The sequence below is a fragment of the Vibrio alginolyticus NBRC 15630 = ATCC 17749 genome (assembly GCF_000354175.2).
GTDB lineage: Bacteria > Pseudomonadota > Gammaproteobacteria > Enterobacterales > Vibrionaceae > Vibrio > Vibrio alginolyticus.
This window is the reverse complement of sequence record NC_022349.1, coordinates 2925018-2945287: the sequence shown is the minus strand read 5'-3', so window position 1 is coordinate 2945287 and position 20270 is coordinate 2925018. Positions and strand designations below refer to the sequence as shown.

13 protein-coding genes, 4 tRNA genes and 3 rRNA genes are annotated in these 20270 nt (G+C 45.7%); 6 read left to right on the top strand and 14 right to left on the bottom strand.

Going from position 1 to position 20270, the window contains the following annotated elements; genetic code table 11:
- The first annotated feature begins 28 nt into the window (after window positions 1-28).
- Together trhP and N646_RS13540 are read left to right on the top strand one after the other, a co-directional pair.
- The gene (gene trhP / locus N646_RS13545) at window positions 29-1429 is read left to right on the top strand and encodes a prephenate-dependent tRNA uridine(34) hydroxylase TrhP (RefSeq protein WP_005381754.1); all 1401 of its coding nucleotides are present in this window, start codon (window positions 29-31) and stop codon (window positions 1427-1429) included.
- Between the two features lie 2 nt (window positions 1430-1431).
- Window positions 1432-1686 (top strand): YfhL family 4Fe-4S dicluster ferredoxin, encoded by a 255-nt coding sequence (locus tag N646_RS13540; protein WP_005381763.1) that lies wholly within the window; start codon window positions 1432-1434, stop codon window positions 1684-1686.
- 42 nt (window positions 1687-1728) lie between these two features.
- On the opposite strand, the gene N646_RS13535 is transcribed toward N646_RS13540, so the two are convergent.
- The 13 genes from N646_RS13535 to rluD form a co-directional block, all read right to left on the bottom strand.
- Window positions 1729-2037 (bottom strand): hypothetical protein, encoded by a 309-nt coding sequence (locus tag N646_RS13535; RefSeq protein ID WP_005381765.1) that lies wholly within the window; start codon window positions 2035-2037, stop codon window positions 1729-1731.
- 323 nt (window positions 2038-2360) lie between these two features.
- Window positions 2361-3197 carry a penicillin-insensitive murein endopeptidase gene (gene mepA, locus N646_RS13530; RefSeq protein ID WP_017821957.1) on the bottom strand — a complete coding sequence of 279 codons (837 nt, stop codon included), beginning with the start codon at window positions 3195-3197 and terminating at the stop codon, window positions 2361-2363.
- A 12-nt stretch (window positions 3198-3209) separates the two neighbouring features.
- On the bottom strand, window positions 3210-3542 hold the full coding sequence (locus N646_RS13525; RefSeq protein WP_005381768.1) for a DUF1904 domain-containing protein: 333 nt from the start codon (window positions 3540-3542) through the stop codon (window positions 3210-3212).
- 473 nt (window positions 3543-4015) lie between these two features.
- A tRNA-Trp gene (locus tag N646_RS13520) sits at window positions 4016-4092 on the bottom strand.
- A gap of 35 nt (window positions 4093-4127) precedes the next feature.
- Window positions 4128-4204, bottom strand: a tRNA-Asp gene (locus N646_RS13515).
- A gap of 77 nt (window positions 4205-4281) precedes the next feature.
- Window positions 4282-4398, bottom strand: a 5S ribosomal RNA gene (rrf, locus tag N646_RS13510).
- Window positions 4399-4492: 94 nt separating this feature from the next.
- Window positions 4493-7382, bottom strand: a 23S ribosomal RNA gene (locus N646_RS13505).
- Window positions 7383-7648: 266 nt separating this feature from the next.
- Window positions 7649-7724: transfer RNA gene (locus N646_RS13500), tRNA-Glu, on the bottom strand.
- Window positions 7725-7734: 10 nt separating this feature from the next.
- Window positions 7735-7810: transfer RNA gene (locus N646_RS13495), tRNA-Ala, on the bottom strand.
- Between the two features lie 95 nt (window positions 7811-7905).
- Window positions 7906-9458, bottom strand: a 16S ribosomal RNA gene (locus tag N646_RS13490).
- The 16S, 23S and 5S rRNA genes sit together here with 4 tRNA genes alongside, the layout of an rRNA operon.
- Window positions 9459-9981: 523 nt before the next feature.
- Window positions 9982-12555 (bottom strand): ATP-dependent chaperone ClpB, encoded by a 2574-nt coding sequence (clpB, locus tag N646_RS13485; RefSeq protein ID WP_017821956.1) that lies wholly within the window; start codon window positions 12553-12555, stop codon window positions 9982-9984.
- 144 nt (window positions 12556-12699) lie between these two features.
- The gene (pgeF, locus tag N646_RS13480) at window positions 12700-13428 is read right to left on the bottom strand and encodes a peptidoglycan editing factor PgeF (RefSeq protein WP_005381874.1); all 729 of its coding nucleotides are present in this window, start codon (window positions 13426-13428) and stop codon (window positions 12700-12702) included.
- A gap of 1 nt (window position 13429) precedes the next feature.
- Complete coding sequence (gene rluD, locus N646_RS13475; RefSeq protein ID WP_005381875.1) at window positions 13430-14407, bottom strand: 23S rRNA pseudouridine(1911/1915/1917) synthase RluD; 978 nt, start codon at window positions 14405-14407, stop codon at window positions 13430-13432.
- Window positions 14408-14543: 136 nt separating this feature from the next.
- Here rluD and bamD point away from each other — a divergent pair, with 136 nt between their 5' ends.
- From bamD to hpf, 3 genes are all read left to right on the top strand, one after another.
- Window positions 14544-15272: an outer membrane protein assembly factor BamD gene (gene bamD / locus N646_RS13470; protein ID WP_005381876.1), complete on the top strand. Its 729-nt coding sequence runs from the start codon at window positions 14544-14546 to the stop codon at window positions 15270-15272.
- Window positions 15273-15419: 147 nt separating this feature from the next.
- Window positions 15420-16901 carry an MltF family protein gene (locus N646_RS13465; RefSeq protein WP_017821955.1) on the top strand — a complete coding sequence of 494 codons (1482 nt, stop codon included), beginning with the start codon at window positions 15420-15422 and terminating at the stop codon, window positions 16899-16901.
- A 325-nt stretch (window positions 16902-17226) separates the two neighbouring features.
- Window positions 17227-17553, top strand: a complete 327-nt coding sequence (gene hpf, locus N646_RS13460) for a ribosome hibernation-promoting factor, HPF/YfiA family (protein WP_005381889.1) — start codon at window positions 17227-17229, stop codon at window positions 17551-17553.
- A gap of 223 nt (window positions 17554-17776) precedes the next feature.
- On the opposite strand, the gene N646_RS13455 is transcribed toward hpf, so the two are convergent.
- Window positions 17777-18981, bottom strand: a protein-coding gene (locus N646_RS13455) for an IS3 family transposase (protein WP_102949714.1) whose coding sequence is annotated in 2 segments (ribosomal slippage) — window positions 17777-18630 and window positions 18630-18981 — 1206 coding nt in all. Because the reading frame shifts where the segments join, the coding sequence is not laid out codon by codon here.
- 108 nt (window positions 18982-19089) lie between these two features.
- Here N646_RS13455 and pheA point away from each other — a divergent pair.
- Window positions 19090-20268 carry a prephenate dehydratase gene (gene pheA / locus N646_RS13445; protein ID WP_017636154.1) on the top strand — a complete coding sequence of 393 codons (1179 nt, stop codon included), beginning with the start codon at window positions 19090-19092 and terminating at the stop codon, window positions 20266-20268.
- The last annotated feature ends 2 nt before the right edge of the window (window positions 20269-20270 follow it).

Genomic DNA, 20270 nt, shown 5'->3' with positions numbered 1-20270 from the left:
TTGTGATCAGATAAAAGAGAATTGAGCAATGACAACTGAGAAAGCATTCGTGCCTGAGCTACTATCTCCAGCGGGCAGCCTGAAAAACATGCGTTACGCATTCGCCTACGGGGCAGATGCAGTTTACGCTGGCCAACCTCGCTACAGCCTTCGCGTACGTAACAACGAGTTTAACCACGAGAACCTAAAAATCGGTATCGATGAAGCCCACGCCCTAGGCAAAAAGCTTTATGTGGTATGTAACATTCAACCACACAACTCGAAGCTAAAAACGTTCATCCGTGATCTTAAGCCAATCGTAGAGATGGGTCCTGACGCATTGATCATGTCAGATCCAGGCCTAATTATGATGGTTCGTGAAGCTTTCCCAGAAATGCCAATTCACCTTTCTGTACAAGCGAACGCTGTAAACTGGGCGACCGTTAAGTTCTGGGCAGCGAATGGCGTGGAACGTGTGATCGTTTCTCGCGAGCTATCTCTAGAAGAAATCGAAGAAATTCGTGAGCATTGCCCTGAAACTGAGCTTGAAGTATTCGTTCACGGTGCATTATGCATGGCTTACTCAGGTCGTTGCCTACTTTCTGGCTATATCAACAAACGTGACCCTAACCAAGGCACTTGCACTAACGCATGCCGCTGGGAATACAAAGTTGAAGAGGGTAAAGAAAACGACGCTGGTGATATCGTAGAGAAATTCGACCCGACTGAAGCACAGCCTGTCGAAGTACAAGACGAGCGCCCTGAAACCACAATTGGTCGCGGCAAACCAACAGATGAAGTCGTTCTGCTTTCTGAAGCGCACCGTCCAGAAGAAAAAATGGCGGCTTACGAAGATGAGCATGGTACTTACATCATGAACTCTAAAGACCTACGAGCGGTTCAGCACGTTGAACGCTTAACTAAGATGGGTGTTCACTCATTGAAAATTGAAGGTCGTACTAAATCATTCTATTACTGTGCTCGTACTGCACAGGTTTACCGTAAAGCGATTGATGATGCTGTAGCAGGTCGACCATTCGATGAAAGCCTAATGGGTACACTAGAAAGCCTAGCTCACCGTGGCTACACTGAAGGCTTCCTACGCCGTCATACACACGATACTTACCAAAACTACGATTACGGTTACTCAGTCTCTGATGCTCAACAGTTTGTTGGTGAATTCACAGGCAAACGTCGTGGTGACATGGCTGAAGTAGAAGTAAAAAATAAGTTTCTTGTCGGTGATAGCCTTGAACTAATGACGCCAAAAGGCAATATTGTTTTCACGCTAGAGGCAATGGAAAACCGCAAGTCAGAGTCTATTGAAGACGCGAAAGGAAACGGTCACTTTGTATTCATTCCAGTACCAGCAGAGCTAGATTTAGAATATGGCCTATTAATGCGTAACCTAAACTCAGGGCAGGACACCCGTAATCCGACTGGTAAGTAACCATGGCCTTGCTCATTACTGATAAATGCATTAACTGCGACATGTGTGATCCCGAATGCCCCAATGGGGCAATCAGTATGGGAGAGAGCATTTTCGAAATTGATCCAGCGCTATGTACAGAGTGTAAGGGGCATTACGAAAAGCCGACCTGTCAGTCAGTGTGTCCAATTACAAAATGCATAATCACTGATCCGAACCATGTCGAAACTGAAGAGCAGTTGCTTGAAAAATTCGTGATTATTCAAGGGTTAGCATAAGAGCAATTAGGTTCAACTTTGGCATCAAAGTTGAACCTTTTCTCAACCTGATTTTTCAATAGGGATAATATTGCAGAATAGCTCTTTTTCAAAATGATACTCTAGTCTCTCACGCCAATTTTCCGCTTGAGAAACAGGTATTAAATAAAAGTTTTCTCGGCTCGTATCAGTAACGAAAGCCATCCCATATTGCATCAGCTCATAATGCACATCATTAACAAAACCCGGATCAAGGCGTTGACGCCCAGTCAGGTGATTCACATCCTCTCGAGTCAAAGAGACTCCTTTAGTATCACTGCTAAATCTGTGTCTTAACCACTCTGCAAATTCTTTTGCACAAATCATAGTCATGGTTTTGTCCTTGATTTACTCTTCTAACAGGAAAAGGGGATATCCCTGCCTTACACACTTGTCTGCGTTGTTATCGCTTTTTAGCCAACTGACAGACATATTGCTAAGAAACCAGAGTATCGTGACGAAAGATCTTTTTCTAAACAGAGAAGTTACAACTTACCCATACTACAACTCTTTGTTTAATTTAGATTTCTATAATATGTCCCCAAAACTGATTGGGTTAGTTTTTGTATTGGTACTATTCAATGTAGACAAAAGTATGATGTTTCTCCAGTTTCATAAAAGAGATCACCAAGTACAGATAAACCTGAAGAGTAACACTAATTTGGATTGATAAGCGGCAAGCATTGAGGTGGAACGACTTTTTTTCGTTTGGGCTTAGAGGTTGTTTTTACCCGTTGAGGGGGATCAGTAGGTTTTGCTTTCGGGGCCCAACTTGCAAGCTCAGCACCGCAACCATCACCTACTGGAGGTGGTGCTTGATCAACACAATAGTCGCTCGAATCAGGACAAGATAACCTGACGTGAAAGTGGTAATGATGCCCCCACCATGGACGTACTTTACGTAACCAAGAACGATCTTTGCCGTTTTCTTGCAAGCAAAGTTGCTCCTTAATAACAGGATGTACAAAAATTCGTGCAACATCCTTACTTTTTGAAGCGTACCGAATTAGCTTAAAGTGCCGCTCTTCCCAGCGATGATTAAGTATGGAATAACCTTTTAAATCCACCACACTCATGGGTTTAGGAAGTTGTAATTCGTTATAAGAAAGCGGTTGGTCAGCAAGTCTTAACCAGATATCGATATCTAACCCGGTTTGATGACTAGAATGACCAGAGGAGAACCTTCCACCTCTAGGTAAAGACAAATCACCAATTAGCAGAGTGGTGTTGAGATTTTGATGAGCTTTAAGCGCCAGATTTTCAATAAACTCTATCGTTTTAGGGTGCCCATAGTAGCGCTTCGTTTTACTACGTAAGACTTGATAACCAACGCCATCGAGAGGCAAGGGTAATGCACCATCTAAACAACCGTTAGCATAACTACCAATAGAGGAGGAAGAGTTTCGGGTAGGATTAACCGCAGACTCCCAAGGAGTAGAACATACTGAAGCTGAGAAACATAAACCCAAAGTTACAATGAAACTCAGCCTCATAGCCTTTAACCTTTAGTAGTGTTCGCCATTATCGTAATAAGCTTTAGGAGATAAGGCGGAAAAGATAACTGCAACATCAATATCGGCACCAGCGATACCGCGCACTTGTTGCGTAATAAGCTTGGCAACTTCATCTTGCACTTCCTGGCCACGGTCGAACCAAAGCACTTCGACAAAAGGATATGCAGCACTCACCTCACCCTCATTGAAAAACGTAGTGTAGATATACTCAAAAGTAAAATCCTCACGCGGACAGTCCATTAGAGGCTGAAGTTCATCCGTAAGGGGTTTTGATAATGCCTGAACAGCTTGTGGCTCTACAGCACGGAATCGAAAATGTGGCATAAACTTACTTCCTAATTATTAGCATTAATGCATGATGATAACAGGAACCAAGTCAGTAATCATCCAAGCCAATGTAACCACTGACCTTTCAATAGATTGTGAATCAGATGTGCTCGATAACGAAGAAAAAGTGTTATGAAATTCGAAGGTAAAACAGAAAGAGCAAAGCGATACATCAACATTTAGTAATTACATTACTAGAAAATAAAACTATCTGAAGCAAAGGTATGCCATATTCGTTGGATAAACATACACCTAACGTCGAAACTATACGTTAGGAATAAAAGAGCCCCTGACCTAAGCCAGAGCTTATGAACATGGGGGATAGGTGAAGTGGACCAATATCTCGGAGATATGAACTTTCAATCCCCCGATACTTTGGTATGAGAGGAATCGACAACTCTCCAACTAGTCAGATTCTCTTTTCTTCAGATGCAAAAAAGCCCCAGCATTACTGCTGAGGCTTTAGAGTATGGCAGGGGTGGAGAGATTCGAACTCCCAACACGCGGATTTGGAATCCGCTGCTCTGCCAATTGGAGCTACACCCCTGTAATTCGTGTTTATTGAGACGACGCTCAAATAAGTGGCGGAGTGGACGGGACTCGAACCCGCGACCCCCGGCGTGACAGGCCGGTATTCTAACCAACTGAACTACCACTCCGCAGTGGTATCACTCGCTTTAATAAGCAAGCGTCCGCTTTTGTCTTCACTTTTCGAAAAAGTGAAAATAAAACTAAAGCCTGGCGATGTCCTACTCTCACATGGGGAAGCCCCACACTACCATCGGCGCTATTTCGTTTCACTTCTGAGTTCGGCATGGAAATCAGGTGGGTCCAAAACGCTATGGTCGCCAAGCAAATTCTTTAATTCGGAAAGCTGTTTTTTTAATTCTCGTTCTTACACATTCAATGTTCTTTCATTGAGTCCATCAAAACCCCTTGGGTGTTGTATGGTTAAGCCTCACGGGCAATTAGTACAGGTTAGCTCAACGCCTCACAACGCTTACACACCCTGCCTATCAACGTCGTAGTCTACGACAACCCTTTAGGATACTTAAAGTATCAGGGAGAACTCATCTCAAGGCTCGCTTCCCGCTTAGATGCTTTCAGCGGTTATCGATCCCGAACTTAGCTACCGGGCAATGCGTCTGGCGACACAACCCGAACACCAGAGGTTCGTCCACTCCGGTCCTCTCGTACTAGGAGCAGCCCCTTTCAATTCTCCAACGCCCACGGCAGATAGGGACCGAACTGTCTCACGACGTTCTAAACCCAGCTCGCGTACCACTTTAAATGGCGAACAGCCATACCCTTGGGACCGACTTCAGCCCCAGGATGTGATGAGCCGACATCGAGGTGCCAAACACCGCCGTCGATATGAACTCTTGGGCGGTATCAGCCTGTTATCCCCGGAGTACCTTTTATCCGTTGAGCGATGGCCCTTCCATTCAGAACCACCGGATCACTATGACCTGCTTTCGCACCTGCTCGAATTGTCATTCTCGCAGTCAAGCGGGCTTATGCCATTGCACTAACCTCACGATGTCCAACCGTGATTAGCCCACCTTCGTGCTCCTCCGTTACGCTTTGGGAGGAGACCGCCCCAGTCAAACTACCCACCAGGCACTGTCCGCAACCCCGATAAGGGGTCGACGTTAGAACATCAACACTACAAGGGTGGTATTTCAAGGACGGCTCCACGCAATCTAGCGACTGCGCTTCAAAGCCTCCCACCTATCCTACACATGTAGGGTCAATGTTCAGTGCCAAGCTGTAGTAAAGGTTCACGGGGTCTTTCCGTCTAGCCGCGGGTACACTGCATCTTCACAGCGATTTCAATTTCACTGAGTCTCGGGTGGAGACAGCGTGGCCATCATTACGCCATTCGTGCAGGTCGGAACTTACCCGACAAGGAATTTCGCTACCTTAGGACCGTTATAGTTACGGCCGCCGTTTACCGGGGCTTCGATCAAGAGCTTCGACCGAAGTCTAACCCCATCAATTAACCTTCCGGCACCGGGCAGGCGTCACACCGTATACGTCATCTTGCGATTTTGCACAGTGCTGTGTTTTTAATAAACAGTTGCAGCCACCTGGTATCTGCGACTCTCAATAGCTCCATCCGCGAGGGACTTCACCGTCGAGAGCGTACCTTCTCCCGAAGTTACGGTACCATTTTGCCTAGTTCCTTCACCCGAGTTCTCTCAAGCGCCTTGGTATTCTCTACCCGACCACCTGTGTCGGTTTGGGGTACGATTCCTTACAATCTGAAGCTTAGAGGCTTTTCCTGGAAGCATGGCATCAATGACTTCACTACCGTAGTAGCTCGACGTCGTGTCTCAGCCTTAGAAAGAGCCGGATTTACCTAACTCTTCAGCCTACGCACTTGAACCTGGACAACCGTCGCCAGGCCCACCTAGCCTTCTCCGTCCCCCCATCGCAATTGTAAGAAGTACGGGAATATTAACCCGTTTCCCATCGACTACGCCTTTCGGCCTCGCCTTAGGGGTCGACTTACCCTGCCCCGATTAACGTTGGACAGGAACCCTTGGTCTTCCGGCGAGGAGGTTTTTCACCCCCTTTATCGTTACTCATGTCAGCATTCGCACTTCTGATACGTCCAGCATGCGTTACCACACACCTTCAACCGCTTACAGAACGCTCCCCTACCCAATGCACTAAAGTACATTGCCGCAGCTTCGGTTTACTACTTAGCCCCGTTACATCTTCCGCGCAGGCCGACTCGACCAGTGAGCTATTACGCTTTCTTTAAATGATGGCTGCTTCTAAGCCAACATCCTGGCTGTCTGAGCCTTCCCACATCGTTTCCCACTTAGTAGTAATTTGGGACCTTAGCTGGCGGTCTGGGTTGTTTCCCTCTCCACGACGGACGTTAGCACCCGCCGTGTGTCTCCCGGATAGTACTTACTGGTATTCGGAGTTTGCAAAGGGTTGGTAAGTCGGGATGACCCCCTAGCCTTAACAGTGCTCTACCCCCAGTAGTATTCGTCCGAGGCGCTACCTAAATAGCTTTCGGGGAGAACCAGCTATCTCCAGGTTTGATTGGCCTTTCACCCCTAGCCACAAGTCATCCGCTAATTTTTCAACATTAGTCGGTTCGGTCCTCCAGTTGATGTTACTCAACCTTCAACCTGCCCATGGCTAGATCACCTGGTTTCGGGTCTATATCCAGAGACTGAACGCCCAGTTAAGACTCGGTTTCCCTACGGCTCCCCTAGATGGTTAACCTTGCCACTGAATATAAGTCGCTGACCCATTATACAAAAGGTACGCAGTCACAGGACAAGCCTGCTCCTACTGCTTGTACGTACACGGTTTCAGGTTCTATTTCACTCCCCTCACAGGGGTTCTTTTCGCCTTTCCCTCACGGTACTGGTTCACTATCGGTCAGTCAGTAGTATTTAGCCTTGGAGGATGGTCCCCCCATATTCAGACAGGATATCACGTGTCCCGCCCTACTCGATTTCACTGAACACACGTCGTCAACTACGGGACTATCACCCTGTATCGTCAGCCTTTCCAGGCTGTTCGTCTAACGCGTGTAAAGCTTAAGGGCTAGTCCAATTTCGCTCGCCGCTACTTTCGGAATCTCGGTTGATTTCTTTTCCTCGGGGTACTTAGATGTTTCAGTTCCCCCGGTTCGCCCTGTTGAGCTATGTATTCACTCAACAGTAATACCTTATGGTATTGGGTTTCCCCATTCGGAAATCCCAGACTCAAATGGTTTTTACTACCTAATCTGGGCTTATCGCAAGTTAATACGTCCTTCATCGCCTCTGACTGCCAAGGCATCCACCGTGTACGCTTAGTCACTTAACCATACAACCCGAAGGAGTTTCGAGTTGATGTTCAAATCACCAAAGTTGTCTCTCATTATTTGAATGAGCGAGAGACATTCGATTTTGCCGGACTCAAATTCCAAGAACACTTGAATGTGTTATTAGTTGTATTCATAAATGAATACTTTGAGAACTTTACAAACAACAATAAATTGTTGTTTTGTCAGCTTTCCAAATTGTTAAAGAGCTAATCACTTCTAATGAAGTAACCATTTTTAAAAACTCTCAAGAGAGAATGTTTAAAGATGGTATCCCGTAGGGGAGTCGAACCCCTGTTACCGCCGTGAAAGGGCGGTGTCCTAGGCCTCTAGACGAACGGGACACTGAGTATGTGGTGGAGCTAATCGGGATCGAACCGATGACCTCTTCGCTGCCAGCGAAGCGCTCTCCCAGCTGAGCTATAGCCCCACATAAATTGCTTCAGCATTTTATGCAGAACCAATTTTGCTCTGAAATCTAAACCATATCAATCTGTGTGGACACTCATCGCAATAATCATCGTATAAGGAGGTGATCCAGCGCCAGGTTCCCCTAGCGCTACCTTGTTACGACTTCACCCCAGTCATGAACCACAAAGTGGTAAGCGTCCCCCCGAAGGTTAAACTACCTACTTCTTTTGCAGCCCACTCCCATGGTGTGACGGGCGGTGTGTACAAGGCCCGGGAACGTATTCACCGTGGCATTCTGATCCACGATTACTAGCGATTCCGACTTCATGGAGTCGAGTTGCAGACTCCAATCCGGACTACGACGCACTTTTTGGGATTCGCTCACTTTCGCAAGTTGGCCGCCCTCTGTATGCGCCATTGTAGCACGTGTGTAGCCCTACTCGTAAGGGCCATGATGACTTGACGTCGTCCCCACCTTCCTCCGGTTTATCACCGGCAGTCTCCCTGGAGTTCCCGACATTACTCGCTGGCAAACAAGGATAAGGGTTGCGCTCGTTGCGGGACTTAACCCAACATTTCACAACACGAGCTGACGACAGCCATGCAGCACCTGTCTCAGAGTTCCCGAAGGCACCAATCCATCTCTGGAAAGTTCTCTGGATGTCAAGAGTAGGTAAGGTTCTTCGCGTTGCATCGAATTAAACCACATGCTCCACCGCTTGTGCGGGCCCCCGTCAATTCATTTGAGTTTTAATCTTGCGACCGTACTCCCCAGGCGGTCTACTTAACGCGTTAGCTCCGAAAGCCACGGCTCAAGGCCACAACCTCCAAGTAGACATCGTTTACGGCGTGGACTACCAGGGTATCTAATCCTGTTTGCTCCCCACGCTTTCGCATCTGAGTGTCAGTATCTGTCCAGGGGGCCGCCTTCGCCACCGGTATTCCTTCAGATCTCTACGCATTTCACCGCTACACCTGAAATTCTACCCCCCTCTACAGTACTCTAGTCTGCCAGTTTCAAATGCTATTCCGAGGTTGAGCCCCGGGCTTTCACATCTGACTTAACAAACCACCTGCATGCGCTTTACGCCCAGTAATTCCGATTAACGCTCGCACCCTCCGTATTACCGCGGCTGCTGGCACGGAGTTAGCCGGTGCTTCTTCTGTCGCTAACGTCAAATAATGCAGCTATTAACTACACTACCTTCCTCACGACTGAAAGTGCTTTACAACCCGAAGGCCTTCTTCACACACGCGGCATGGCTGCATCAGGCTTGCGCCCATTGTGCAATATTCCCCACTGCTGCCTCCCGTAGGAGTCTGGACCGTGTCTCAGTTCCAGTGTGGCTGATCATCCTCTCAGACCAGCTAGGGATCGTTGCCTTGGTGAGCCCTTACCTCACCAACTAGCTAATCCCACCTAGGCATATCCTGACGCGAGAGGCCCGAAGGTCCCCCTCTTTGGCCCGTAGGCATTATGCGGTATTAGCCATCGTTTCCAATGGTTATCCCCCACATCAGGGCAATTTCCTAGGCATTACTCACCCGTCCGCCGCTCGACGCCGTTATCGTCCCCCGAAGGCTCAGATAACTCGTTTCCGCTCGACTTGCATGTGTTAAGCCTGCCGCCAGCGTTCAATCTGAGCCATGATCAAACTCTTCAATTTAAGATTTTGTTCGGCTCAATGAATACTGAACATTCCTTTCGCTAATAAATAGCAGAAGTAATGTTTGAATTGACTGTGCTGAATCTTTCGATTCAATGGTCACTTCGTATCATTGAAACCTAATTTGAAGCCTAAGCTTCTAATTGGATTATCATCAACGAGTGCCCACACAGATTGATAGGTCTATATTTTTAAAGAGCACACTTCGAAGTTCTCTTCAAAGTGGACGGCTATTTTAGCTAGATAACTTATCGTGTCAAACACTTTTTTAAGTTATTTATCTGCGAGTTAATTTTAACTCACTAACCGTAGTTGTTTAGGTTCCGCTTCACTTGCTTTCCCATGACAACGGAGGCGCATTATAGGGAGTTCATTAAAGAACACAAGTGCATTTTTTAAAAAAAACTCACCTTTTTAGTTTATTCGTATAGAAAACAGACAAAAGACTCTAAAAAACTATAGAAAAGGGGCCAAACGGCCCCTTTAGTGTGATTTTTATCTCAATTTTACTGTATCCATACAATTATTGATGAGCACAAATTTGGTCATTAGTAACAATTAGCTGCACTGTCTTGTCTGGAACGATTTCACCAGAAAGAATTGATTTGGCTAACGGGTTCTCGACATTCTGCTGAATTGCACGTTTTAAAGGACGCGCACCATACACAGGATCGAAACCAACTTGAGCGATCAAGTCGAGTGCTTTGTCGGAAACTTCTAGTTGATAGCCTTTCTCCTCTAGTCGTTTCGCCAAACGTTCCAATTGAATAGAAGCAATGGACTTAATGTGCTCTTGACCAAGTGGATGGAACACCACGATTTCGTCAACACGGTTCAAGAACTCTGGGCGGAAGTGTTTGCTAACCACATCCATCACTTCACTCTTGATACCTTGATAGTCTAATGTTGCGAAATTCTCTTGGATACGAGATGAACCCAAGTTAGATGTCATGATCACAACCGTATTACGGAAGTCAACAGTACGACCTTGACCATCCGTTAAACGCCCATCATCGAGAACTTGCAGCAGAATGTTAAATACATCCGGATGCGCTTTCTCTACTTCGTCTAACAAAATTACCGAATACGGCTTGCGACGAACCGCTTCAGTTAAGTAACCACCCTCTTCATATCCGACATAGCCTGGAGGAGCACCAACCAACCTTGCCACTGAGTGTTTCTCCATGAACTCAGACATATCGATACGGACCATCGCATCTTCACTGTCGAACATAAAGCTCGCAAGTGTCTTACAAAGCTCTGTTTTACCCACACCAGTTGGACCTAAGAATAAGAAGGAGCCAATTGGTCGGTTTGGATCAGAAAGCCCAGCTCGACTACGACGAATGGCATTCGATACAACAGAGACCGCTTCGCTTTGCCCTACCACACGATTATGCAGCACGTCTTCCATACGAAGTAGTTTCTCTTTTTCCGCTTCTAGCATCTTGGATACCGGAATGCCGGTTTGCTTAGAAAGTACTTCTGCAATCTCGTTGTCGGTTACTTTATTACGCAATAGCGTCATTTCCTGCATTTCAGCTTGGGTTGCAAGATCTAACTGCTTCTCAAGTTCAGGAATACGACCATATTGAAGCTCCGACATACGGTTTAGATCGCCAGCACGGCGAGCAAACTCCATGTCCATACGAGCTTGTTCAAGCTCAGACTTAATATGTTGAGTGCCAGAAAGAGCTGCTTTTTCTGTATTCCAAACCTCTTCTAGTTCAGCGTACTCACGTTCTTTTTCATTGAGTTCTTCATTAAGCGCTTTCAAACGCTTTTCACTCGCTTCATCGTGCTCGTTACTTAGTGCTTGCTGCTCAATTTTGAGTTGGATGATTTTACGCTCAAGCTTATCCAAGGACTCCGGCTTAGAGTCAATTTGTAAACGAATGCTTGAAGCCGCTTCGTCGATTAAGTCGATCGCTTTATCCGGCAACTGACGGTCGGAGACATAGCGATGTGACAAGCTCGCCGCAGCAACAATCGCTGGGTCAGTAATTTCGACGTGATGATGAAGCTCATAACGCTCCTTCAAGCCACGTAAAATCGCCACGGTATCCTCAACGGTCGGCTCATCCACCAGCACTTTTTGGAAACGACGTTCTAATGCTGCATCTTTTTCGATGTACTGACGATATTCATCCAATGTTGTTGCGCCAACACAGTGCAGCTCACCACGAGCTAATGCCGGTTTTAGCATGTTGCCCGCATCCATTGAGCCTTCACCTTTACCAGCACCGACCATAGTGTGTAGTTCATCAATGAAGAGGATGACGTTGCCTTCTTCTTTAGCAAGTTCATTCAATACTGATTTTAAACGCTCTTCAAATTCCCCACGGTATTTCGCGCCAGCAACCAGTGCGCCCATATCCAGTGATAGCACACGGCGACCACGCAGACCTTCAGGTACTTCATTGTTAACTATGCGCTGCGCTAAGCCTTCAACAATTGCTGTCTTACCTACGCCTGGTTCACCGATAATCACAGGGTTGTTTTTAGTACGACGCTGCAATACCTGGATAGTACGACGGATTTCATCATCACGGCCGATAACAGGATCCAATTTACCTTGCTCTGCACGTTCGGTAAGGTCTATGGTGAACTTTTCCAATGCTTGACGAAGCTCTTCTGCATTCGGATCATTGACCTTTTGACCACCTCTGATCTTTTCGATTGCCTGGCTGACTTTTTGCTCTGTTAAGCCGATCTCTTTGAGCAATTGCCCCAATGGTCCGCGATCTTCTAAAGCGGCAAGCAGGAAGACTTCAGACGAGATATAGGAGTCTTGACGCTTTTGCGCCACTTTGTCACACAGGTTAAACAATGTGCCCATCGAGCTAGAGAGCTGAACATCCCCACCGATGCCACTGACTTTTGGTAATCGATCTAACATTTCACTCAATTTAGAGCGTAAAGGCGTTACGTCCACATCCAGCATAGTAAGCAATGGACGAATTGGACTGCCATTTTGATCAAGCAAAGCCACCATGAGGTGAACTGGCTCGATATATTGATGATCGCGCCCTAACGCTAGTGATTGAGCATCAGAGATAGCGATTTGAAACTTACTTGTGAATCGATCAAGACGCATATCTACCTTCCTAACCTCAACTAAAGGAAATTCTTTTGACAGTTAGAAAGATGGATACTCGGGTGGGGAATTTCAAGGGAGTGAATGAATAAAGATAGCTTTGCAAAAATAGTAGTATGCATCTTAGCACTTTGGTGCTTATAGCTAGTCTTCGATCCAAATAAAGGTTGCTTGTCGACCAGTCTTACCATCACGGCGATAAGAGTAAAAAGAGGCTTTATCTTGGTAAGTACAAAGTCCAGAATCAAACACTTGTGTCACACCAGCCCGGTTTAGACGTTGCGTTGCCAGCACCGACATGTCAGCAAACCATTTACCGTCGATATCGCGTGGAGCAAATGCTTGATTCGCCTGTGAATCAAAATCAACAAAAGCTTGCAGAACATCTTCACCCACTTCGAAGGCTTGAGGGCCAATGGCGGGGCCAAGCCACGCTATCACTTCACCAGAAAACAACGCTAACGCATTTTCGACAATGCCATTTGCTAAGCCGCGCCAACCTGCGTGAACAGCGGCTACTTGCGTACCTTGTGTATTAGTCAATAATACAGGTAAACAATCGGCGGTCATCGCTGAACAAACAACATGGCTTGAAGAAGTAAATACACCATCCGCATCAAGCACCTGTGTTGTTGGTTCATTTGCTTGAGCCACAACGGTTGAATGCGTTTGGTTTAACCAGATTGGCGCATTTGGCATGCTTGCCTGTTGCGCCAACCAAGCTCGGTTCTTCTCTACTAAAGACAAATCATCCCCAACGTGAGTACCTAAATTTAGCCCTTGGTAAGGGCCTGTCGAAAATCCGCCTATGCGTGTTGAGGCGAAAGCTTTGACATTTTTAGGCGCTGGCCAGTTCGGAATGATCGTCTTCATATTAGAATTCTTCCGGTAAGCCGTGCTCTTCTGTATCTTGACGAAGCGCTTCAGTCATCACAACCATGTCATCAGGCACTGGAGCATGAAACTCAAGAACTTCGCCCGTAATTGGGTGCTCAAAGCGCAGCATTACTGCGTGCAATGCTTGGCGATCGAAGCCCCGGATCATTGCCGTTAGCTCTTCAGACGCACCTGTCGGGATGCGAGCACGTCCACCATATGCAATATCACCGAGCAGCGGATGCTGAAGATAAGACATGTGCACACGAATCTGGTGCGTACGACCCGTTTCTAGACGCAAACGAATACGCGTGTGTTCGCGGAAGCGTTCAGCAACACGGTAGTGCGTTACTGCTGGTTTGCCCATTGGTGCCACCGCCATAAGCGTGCGCTTAGTAGAGTGACGACCAATAGGTTGATCCACTTTACCGCCCGCAGTCATACGACCAATAGCGATCGCTTCGTACTCACGAGTAATATTACGTTTTTGCAGTGCGCGAACCAGACGAGTTTGTGCAGGAACGGTTTTCGCCACCACCATCAAACCCGTTGTGTCTTTATCCAAACGGTGCACGATACCTGCACGAGGTACTTCTGCAATATCAGGGTAATGATGCAACAACGCATTAAGCACAGTGCCATCAGGCGTACCAGCGCCCGGATGAACCACAAAGTCACGAGGTTTGTTGATAACGATAATATCTTCATCTTCATAGACGATATCTAGCGGGATATCTTGCGCTTCCCAGCGTTCTTCATCTTCTAACTCGGCTTGCAATGTAATTTCCTCGCCACCCATTACTTTGGTACGAGGTTTAGTGACAACTTCACCATCAACTTGAACTTTCCCATCAAGCAGCCACTCTTTTAGGCGCGAGCGAGAGAAGTCCGCGAATAATTCGGCGATAGCTTGGTCTAAACGTTGACCTAACTGGCTATCTTTTACGGTATTTGTTAATACAATCTGCTGAGCCATATCGAACTTTTTTAAAAACTGTGAGACTAATGCTCACGACTGTGAAAAAATAGACTATTACGTCATTGTATCTGTTACTGGAAAGAAAGTAACGGCAGCTTAAGAAATATTTAGATTCAAGGAACAGACTCCTGATATGAAACGTCAGACTTTAACAGGCCTTTTAGCGGTATCCCTTCTGTTTGGATGTGCAAGCAAAGAAGAAATCGTTCCTGATGTGCCGCCTTCGGAACTGTATGCAGACGCACAGATTTCTCTTCAAAGTGGTAATTGGCTTTCTGCAATTGAGAAACTGGAAGCATTAGACTCACGTTACCCATTCGGTGCCTACTCAGAACAGGTGCAGCTTGACCTAATCTATGCGTACTACAAAAACGACGACCTTGCTTTGGGCTTGGCAACCATTTCTCGCTTTATGCGTTTAAACCCAACCCATGAAAAGATGGATTGGGTGCTGTACATGCGAGGTCTAAGCCACATGGCGCAAGATCGTAACTTTATGCATGATTTATTCAGCGTAGATCGAAGCGATCGCGATCCTGAACCGGTAAAAAAAGCGTTTGATGACTTCAAAAAACTACTTCAACGCTACCCGAATAGCCCATATGCAGAAGATTCACAAAAACGTATGGTCGCGCTGAAAAACCGTCTAGCGAACTATGATTTAGCGACTGCTGACTTCTACCTTCGCCGTGAAGCTTGGGTCGCTGCTATTAATCGCAGCCAAGAGCTACAAAAAGCGTATCCAGACACAGAAGCTGCACGTAAGTCACTGACTATCCAGCTAGAGGCCTACAAGCAACTTGGTTTGGAAGACGCCGTAGCAAGAACTGAAAAGCTTATCGAGCTCAACCCTGTGAAGTAATTGAACTTGCTTTAAACTGAACCGCCACCGTTTTTACCGTGGCGGTTTTTTATTACTCTCAATAGTGTATTCAGCCCTTGCTTGATGATCTTCCTAGCTCCACATATGCTTAAAGTTCTCCTCCCCCTTTATAAAAAGGATGTGAACGTGACGATATCTAAGCTTTGCGCAGTTATGCTGCTCCTATTGTCTGCTTCCGTTTGCGCACTGCAAATCTCGCCGCTCAAACAGCCTCCTTATACTGGGGACCTCGATGTCATCAAGGAGAAGAATGTACTGCGCGTCTTAGTTTCTGCTGATTTAGGTTTTTACTACATTGAGGGCGGCACACCAAAAGGCATAGGCGCGGAATTGCTGGCACATTTCGAAAAAGACCTTCGTAAACTCAAACCAAAGCTTAACGTACAAATTATTCCTGTTGCCCGCGACCAGCTACTGCCAGCCTTAGAAAACGGTTCAGGTGACTTAGTTGTCGCCAACCTGACTATTACCGACACGCGCAAACAGAAAGTGGAGTTCAGTTCACCCATTCTCACTGACATTCAAGAGTGGGTAGTGACAAACAAAAGCACACCAACGATGACGAAAATCGAACAATTGAGCGGCAAAGAGATTTGGGTGCGCGCCAGCTCTAGCTACTTTGAAAGCATTCAGACACTAAATAAGAAACTAAACAAAAAAGGCTTACCGCCTGTTATCGTGCACTTTATTGAAGAAACACTTCAAGATTATGAGCTGGTCGGAATGCTCAACAATGGTTACGTCAGAGCCATTGTTCTCGATAGCCATAAAGCCAAGCTTTGGCTGAAAGTGATGGATGATATTCGGGTCCATAAAAAAATCCCTATCCGCAAAAATGGCAAAATTGCTTGGGCAATGCGAGAAAATAGTCCCAAATTAAAAGCCGTCGTGAATAAGTTCATCCAGAAGTCTCGCTCTGGGACACTACTCGGTAACGTTATTTACGGTAAATACATCGATAACACGGGATGGTTGAACAGAGCTCTTAACCCTAAGAAAATTGCTCAACTAGAAAAACTCGCGGCGCTATTTTCACGCTATGGTGAGAAATACGATATCGACTATTTACTGGTCGCTGCAATCGCTTACAAGGAATCAGGATTTAATAACGACCTAGTTGGAAGCCGAGGTGCCGTTGGCATAATGCAAGTCCTACCCAGCACCGCTCAAGATCCGAATATCAATATCAAAAATGTTCGACAATTAGAAAACAACATTCATGCTGGAGTGAAATACTTAGCCTTTTTGCGTAAGCAGTACTTCAGTGATCCTGATATCACTGCACAAAATAAACTCTACTTTACATTGGCGGCTTACAATGCGGGCCCCGGCAATGTAGAGCGTATTCGTAAGCGTGCAGCCCAACAAGGTTACGATCCTAATGTTTGGTTTAATAACGTGGAAGTCGTTATGCGGAAAAGTTTAAGCTCAACGGTTGGGTACGTCACAAGCATTAATCGCTACTACATAATATACAAACAACTAGAAAGCTTGGACCAAGTCAAAAGTCTAGAAAGGGTTTCACTAGCCCCAAAAGACCCCATTTTCATGATACCGCTACGAAAAGTCAGCCAAATGCCAGACAGTAAAAAGCCGCTTGTACAGTAAGCGGCTTTTTAAATGGATTCATTGGAAAGACTCAGTGATCGTCATCACACCTTACGTGTAGTTAAATTTTAACCACCTCAAATATTAGGCCGTAAAACTTCCCTAAAAACGAGGCCGTTTTCAGCTGAGTACTCTATCCAATCTACGGATTTACTAACCGATAACAAGCAATTTCACGATAAATCTCAGAAGTTCTTGAGTGAGATCACATTCATTTTTCATCATAAAAAACCCGAGCAAAATAATGATCTGAATCACATTTTTTTATGCTTAAAGCGGTAATCTGAACTCAACCCATGAGGGATGCAACAGAGGAAAAGCACTTATGACAATGAATATCACTGGCAAAAACATCGAAATCACCTCTGCAATCCGAGCTCATATTGAGAGCAAATTTAAAAAACTGGAGAAATGGCAAGTAGACCTAATTGGTTGCCAAGCAACTTTCAGTGAGGAACCAAACAAACAGAAGAAATTCGAAGCGGTTATCAAAGTTCCTAAAGGCCAGCTCATTGCCTCAGCAACTCACGAAGATCTTTACGCAGCTATCAACGAAGTGGAGCAAAAACTAGAACGACAATTGAACAAGCTGACCCACAAACCTGAAGCTCGACGTGCAAGTAAGCCTGAGCTAGTGGAAGAAGAAGAGTAAACTGAACAGATTGAGGAAATAGCGCCGAAAGGCGCTATTTTTTTGCTTGACGCTCTCCCCTGCCTTGCTTATTGTGTTTAAACACTCATAAATTAAGCACTATTTATGCATTTAACCTCACTGTTTATTTTTGACTTCTTTTTCCTCCCATAGTTGGAGGGGCGAACTCGTTTGTGAAAGAAAAGTCAAATGACCCGTCCTGATATGGGTTGACACTTTTTAACTAAAACGCTCGATGTACTTCATCGGGCGTTTTGTATTTTAAAGCCGTATGAGGCCTCATTTGATTATAGATATCTACGGACTCTGCTACCATCGTCCTTGCTTCTTTCAGATCTTTCGGTTTCTTCAGCAAGAGCTCCATTTTGAGTATCCCATTTACACGCTCAGCTAAAGCATTCTGATAACAGTCATACCCGTCAGTCATTGAGCAAGTCACTCTATGTTTCTTATGGATATCTTGATATTCCCTCGAACAGTATTGTGAGCCTCTATCTGAGTGGTGTATTAGCTTTTCTTCACTCTGCCGTTGCCTGAGAGCTGAGATAAATGCCCGCTTAACTGATTGAGTTTTCATGTTGTCATCCACATAAAAACCAACAATCTTCCTTGAATAAGCGTCTGTAACCAAGCTGAGATAACTCTCTCCATTTTGAGTTGGCAAGTAAGTAATATCAGCAACCCACAGTTGTTCTGGCTTCGTTGGTGTCAGCCCATCTTTCACTTTGTTTGGGTGACAGAAAAATCGATGACGGCTGTCAGTCGTTCGGTGATAGGCTCGTCTTGCTCTCACTAACAGCCGATGCTTTCTGAGAAGTTCAAAGAGCTTATCGCGACCTATTTGAATGCCCTTTGTTGCTGCTAAGAACTTCAGTTTACGCGTGCCAATGCGTGGCTGCTTCAGCCTGACTTCACGGACAAAGCCAATGACAGCATGCTCATGATGTTCACAACGAGATTGAGTTTGGCATTGCTTATAATAAGCTTGGCGAGAGATTTGTACTAACTGACAAAACTTCGTAACGCTCAAACCTACAATGGTTTTCTCTTGGACAACGCTTCTTTGTGCTTTTTTGTCACTCTAACACCATAGTCACGTTCCATAACGTTCACGACAGCTTCAAAGAAGTCGGCTTTGAGTTGAGCATCTTCGAGCTGCTTCTCAAGCTCTTTAATACGTTGCTCTGGTGTAGGAGGTAAATTGAACTCGGCCATAGAGTCTCCTTTGGACATAAAGTTAGGTGTCCCTTTAGACCAATCTAGTCGACCATGCTTACGAAGCCAAACCAAAACCGTAGAGCAACCTTGGATGCCATACTTCTCTTGGGCTTGTTTGTAAGTGAGGCTTCCTTTTTCAACCTCATCAACTACAGTGAGTTTAAAAGCGAGGGAGTAATCGCGCTGAGTTCTTTTAGTTGTTGATTTCATAACACTCTCCAATTTTTTTGGGGGGAAAGTGTCAACCTTATTTAGGACGGCACAAAAACAAACAGAAAGCCTCCCAAATCGGGAGGCTTTTTTATAAGGAAAGAATTGATGACTGACCAACCTATTTCCCTCGAAGAAATTCGTTTACGCTTGAATGAGTTGGATGACCAACTTCTCAGCTTATTGTCTGAGCGCCGTAAACTCAGCATTGAAGTAGCCAAAAGCAAAGTACAAACCTCAAAGCCTGTTCGCGACGCCGTCCGTGAACAGCAATTATTGGTCAAGCTGATTTCTAATGGCCAAGATAAATACGAACTTGACGCGCAGTACATCACTAAACTTTTCCATACCATCATTGAAGACTCAGTTCTGCTTCAACAAAGTTATCTGCAAAATCTCGTTAACCCACAGCAAAGCCGTAAGCCACTTGCTCGCGTCGCTTTTTTAGGAGCCAAAGGCTCTTATTCGCACTTGGCAAGTCGCGAATACTTCAGTCGTAAAAATACAGAGCTTATCGAGCTCAACTGCGAGCACTTTAAAGAAGTGACTCAAACGGTTGAATCTGGCCATGCTGATTATGGCGTTCTGCCAATCGAAAACACCAGCTCAGGCTCTATTAATGAAGTGTATGACTTACTACAACACACGACGCTTTACATCGTTGGAGAGCTGACTCAACCAATCGAACACTGCTTGGTTGCGAAAAAAGACATTCGTCTGGAAGATATTAAAACGCTGTATTCTCACCCTCAGCCACACCAACAGTGCAGTGAGTTTTTAAGCCGTATGAAAGGGGTAAAGCTGGAGTCCTGCGCGAGCACAGCAGATGCAATGCAGAAAGTCCAAGAGATGGATCGTGATGATGTGGCTGCAATTGGTAATGCATCAAGCGGTAAGCTATATGGCTTGCAAGCAATTCAAGGCAACATCGCAAACCAAACCGAAAACCATACTCGCTTTATCGTGGTTGCTCGTAAACCGGTTGAAGTTTCTACTCAGATTCCAGCAAAAACCACATTGATCATGTCGACCTCCCAAGAGGCAGGTTCATTGGTTGAAACACTATTAGTGCTGCAACGTTACGGCATCAATATGACCAAGCTAGAATCACGCCCAATTATGGGGAACCCGTGGGAGGAGATGTTCTACGTAGACTTGACATCACATCTTGCTTCGACAGAAATGCAACAGGCACTTGAAGAGCTAACAAAAATCACTAAGCACTTGAAAGTATTAGGCTGTTACCCGAGTGAGAACGTAAAGCCTACGCAAGTAAAATTGAGTTAATA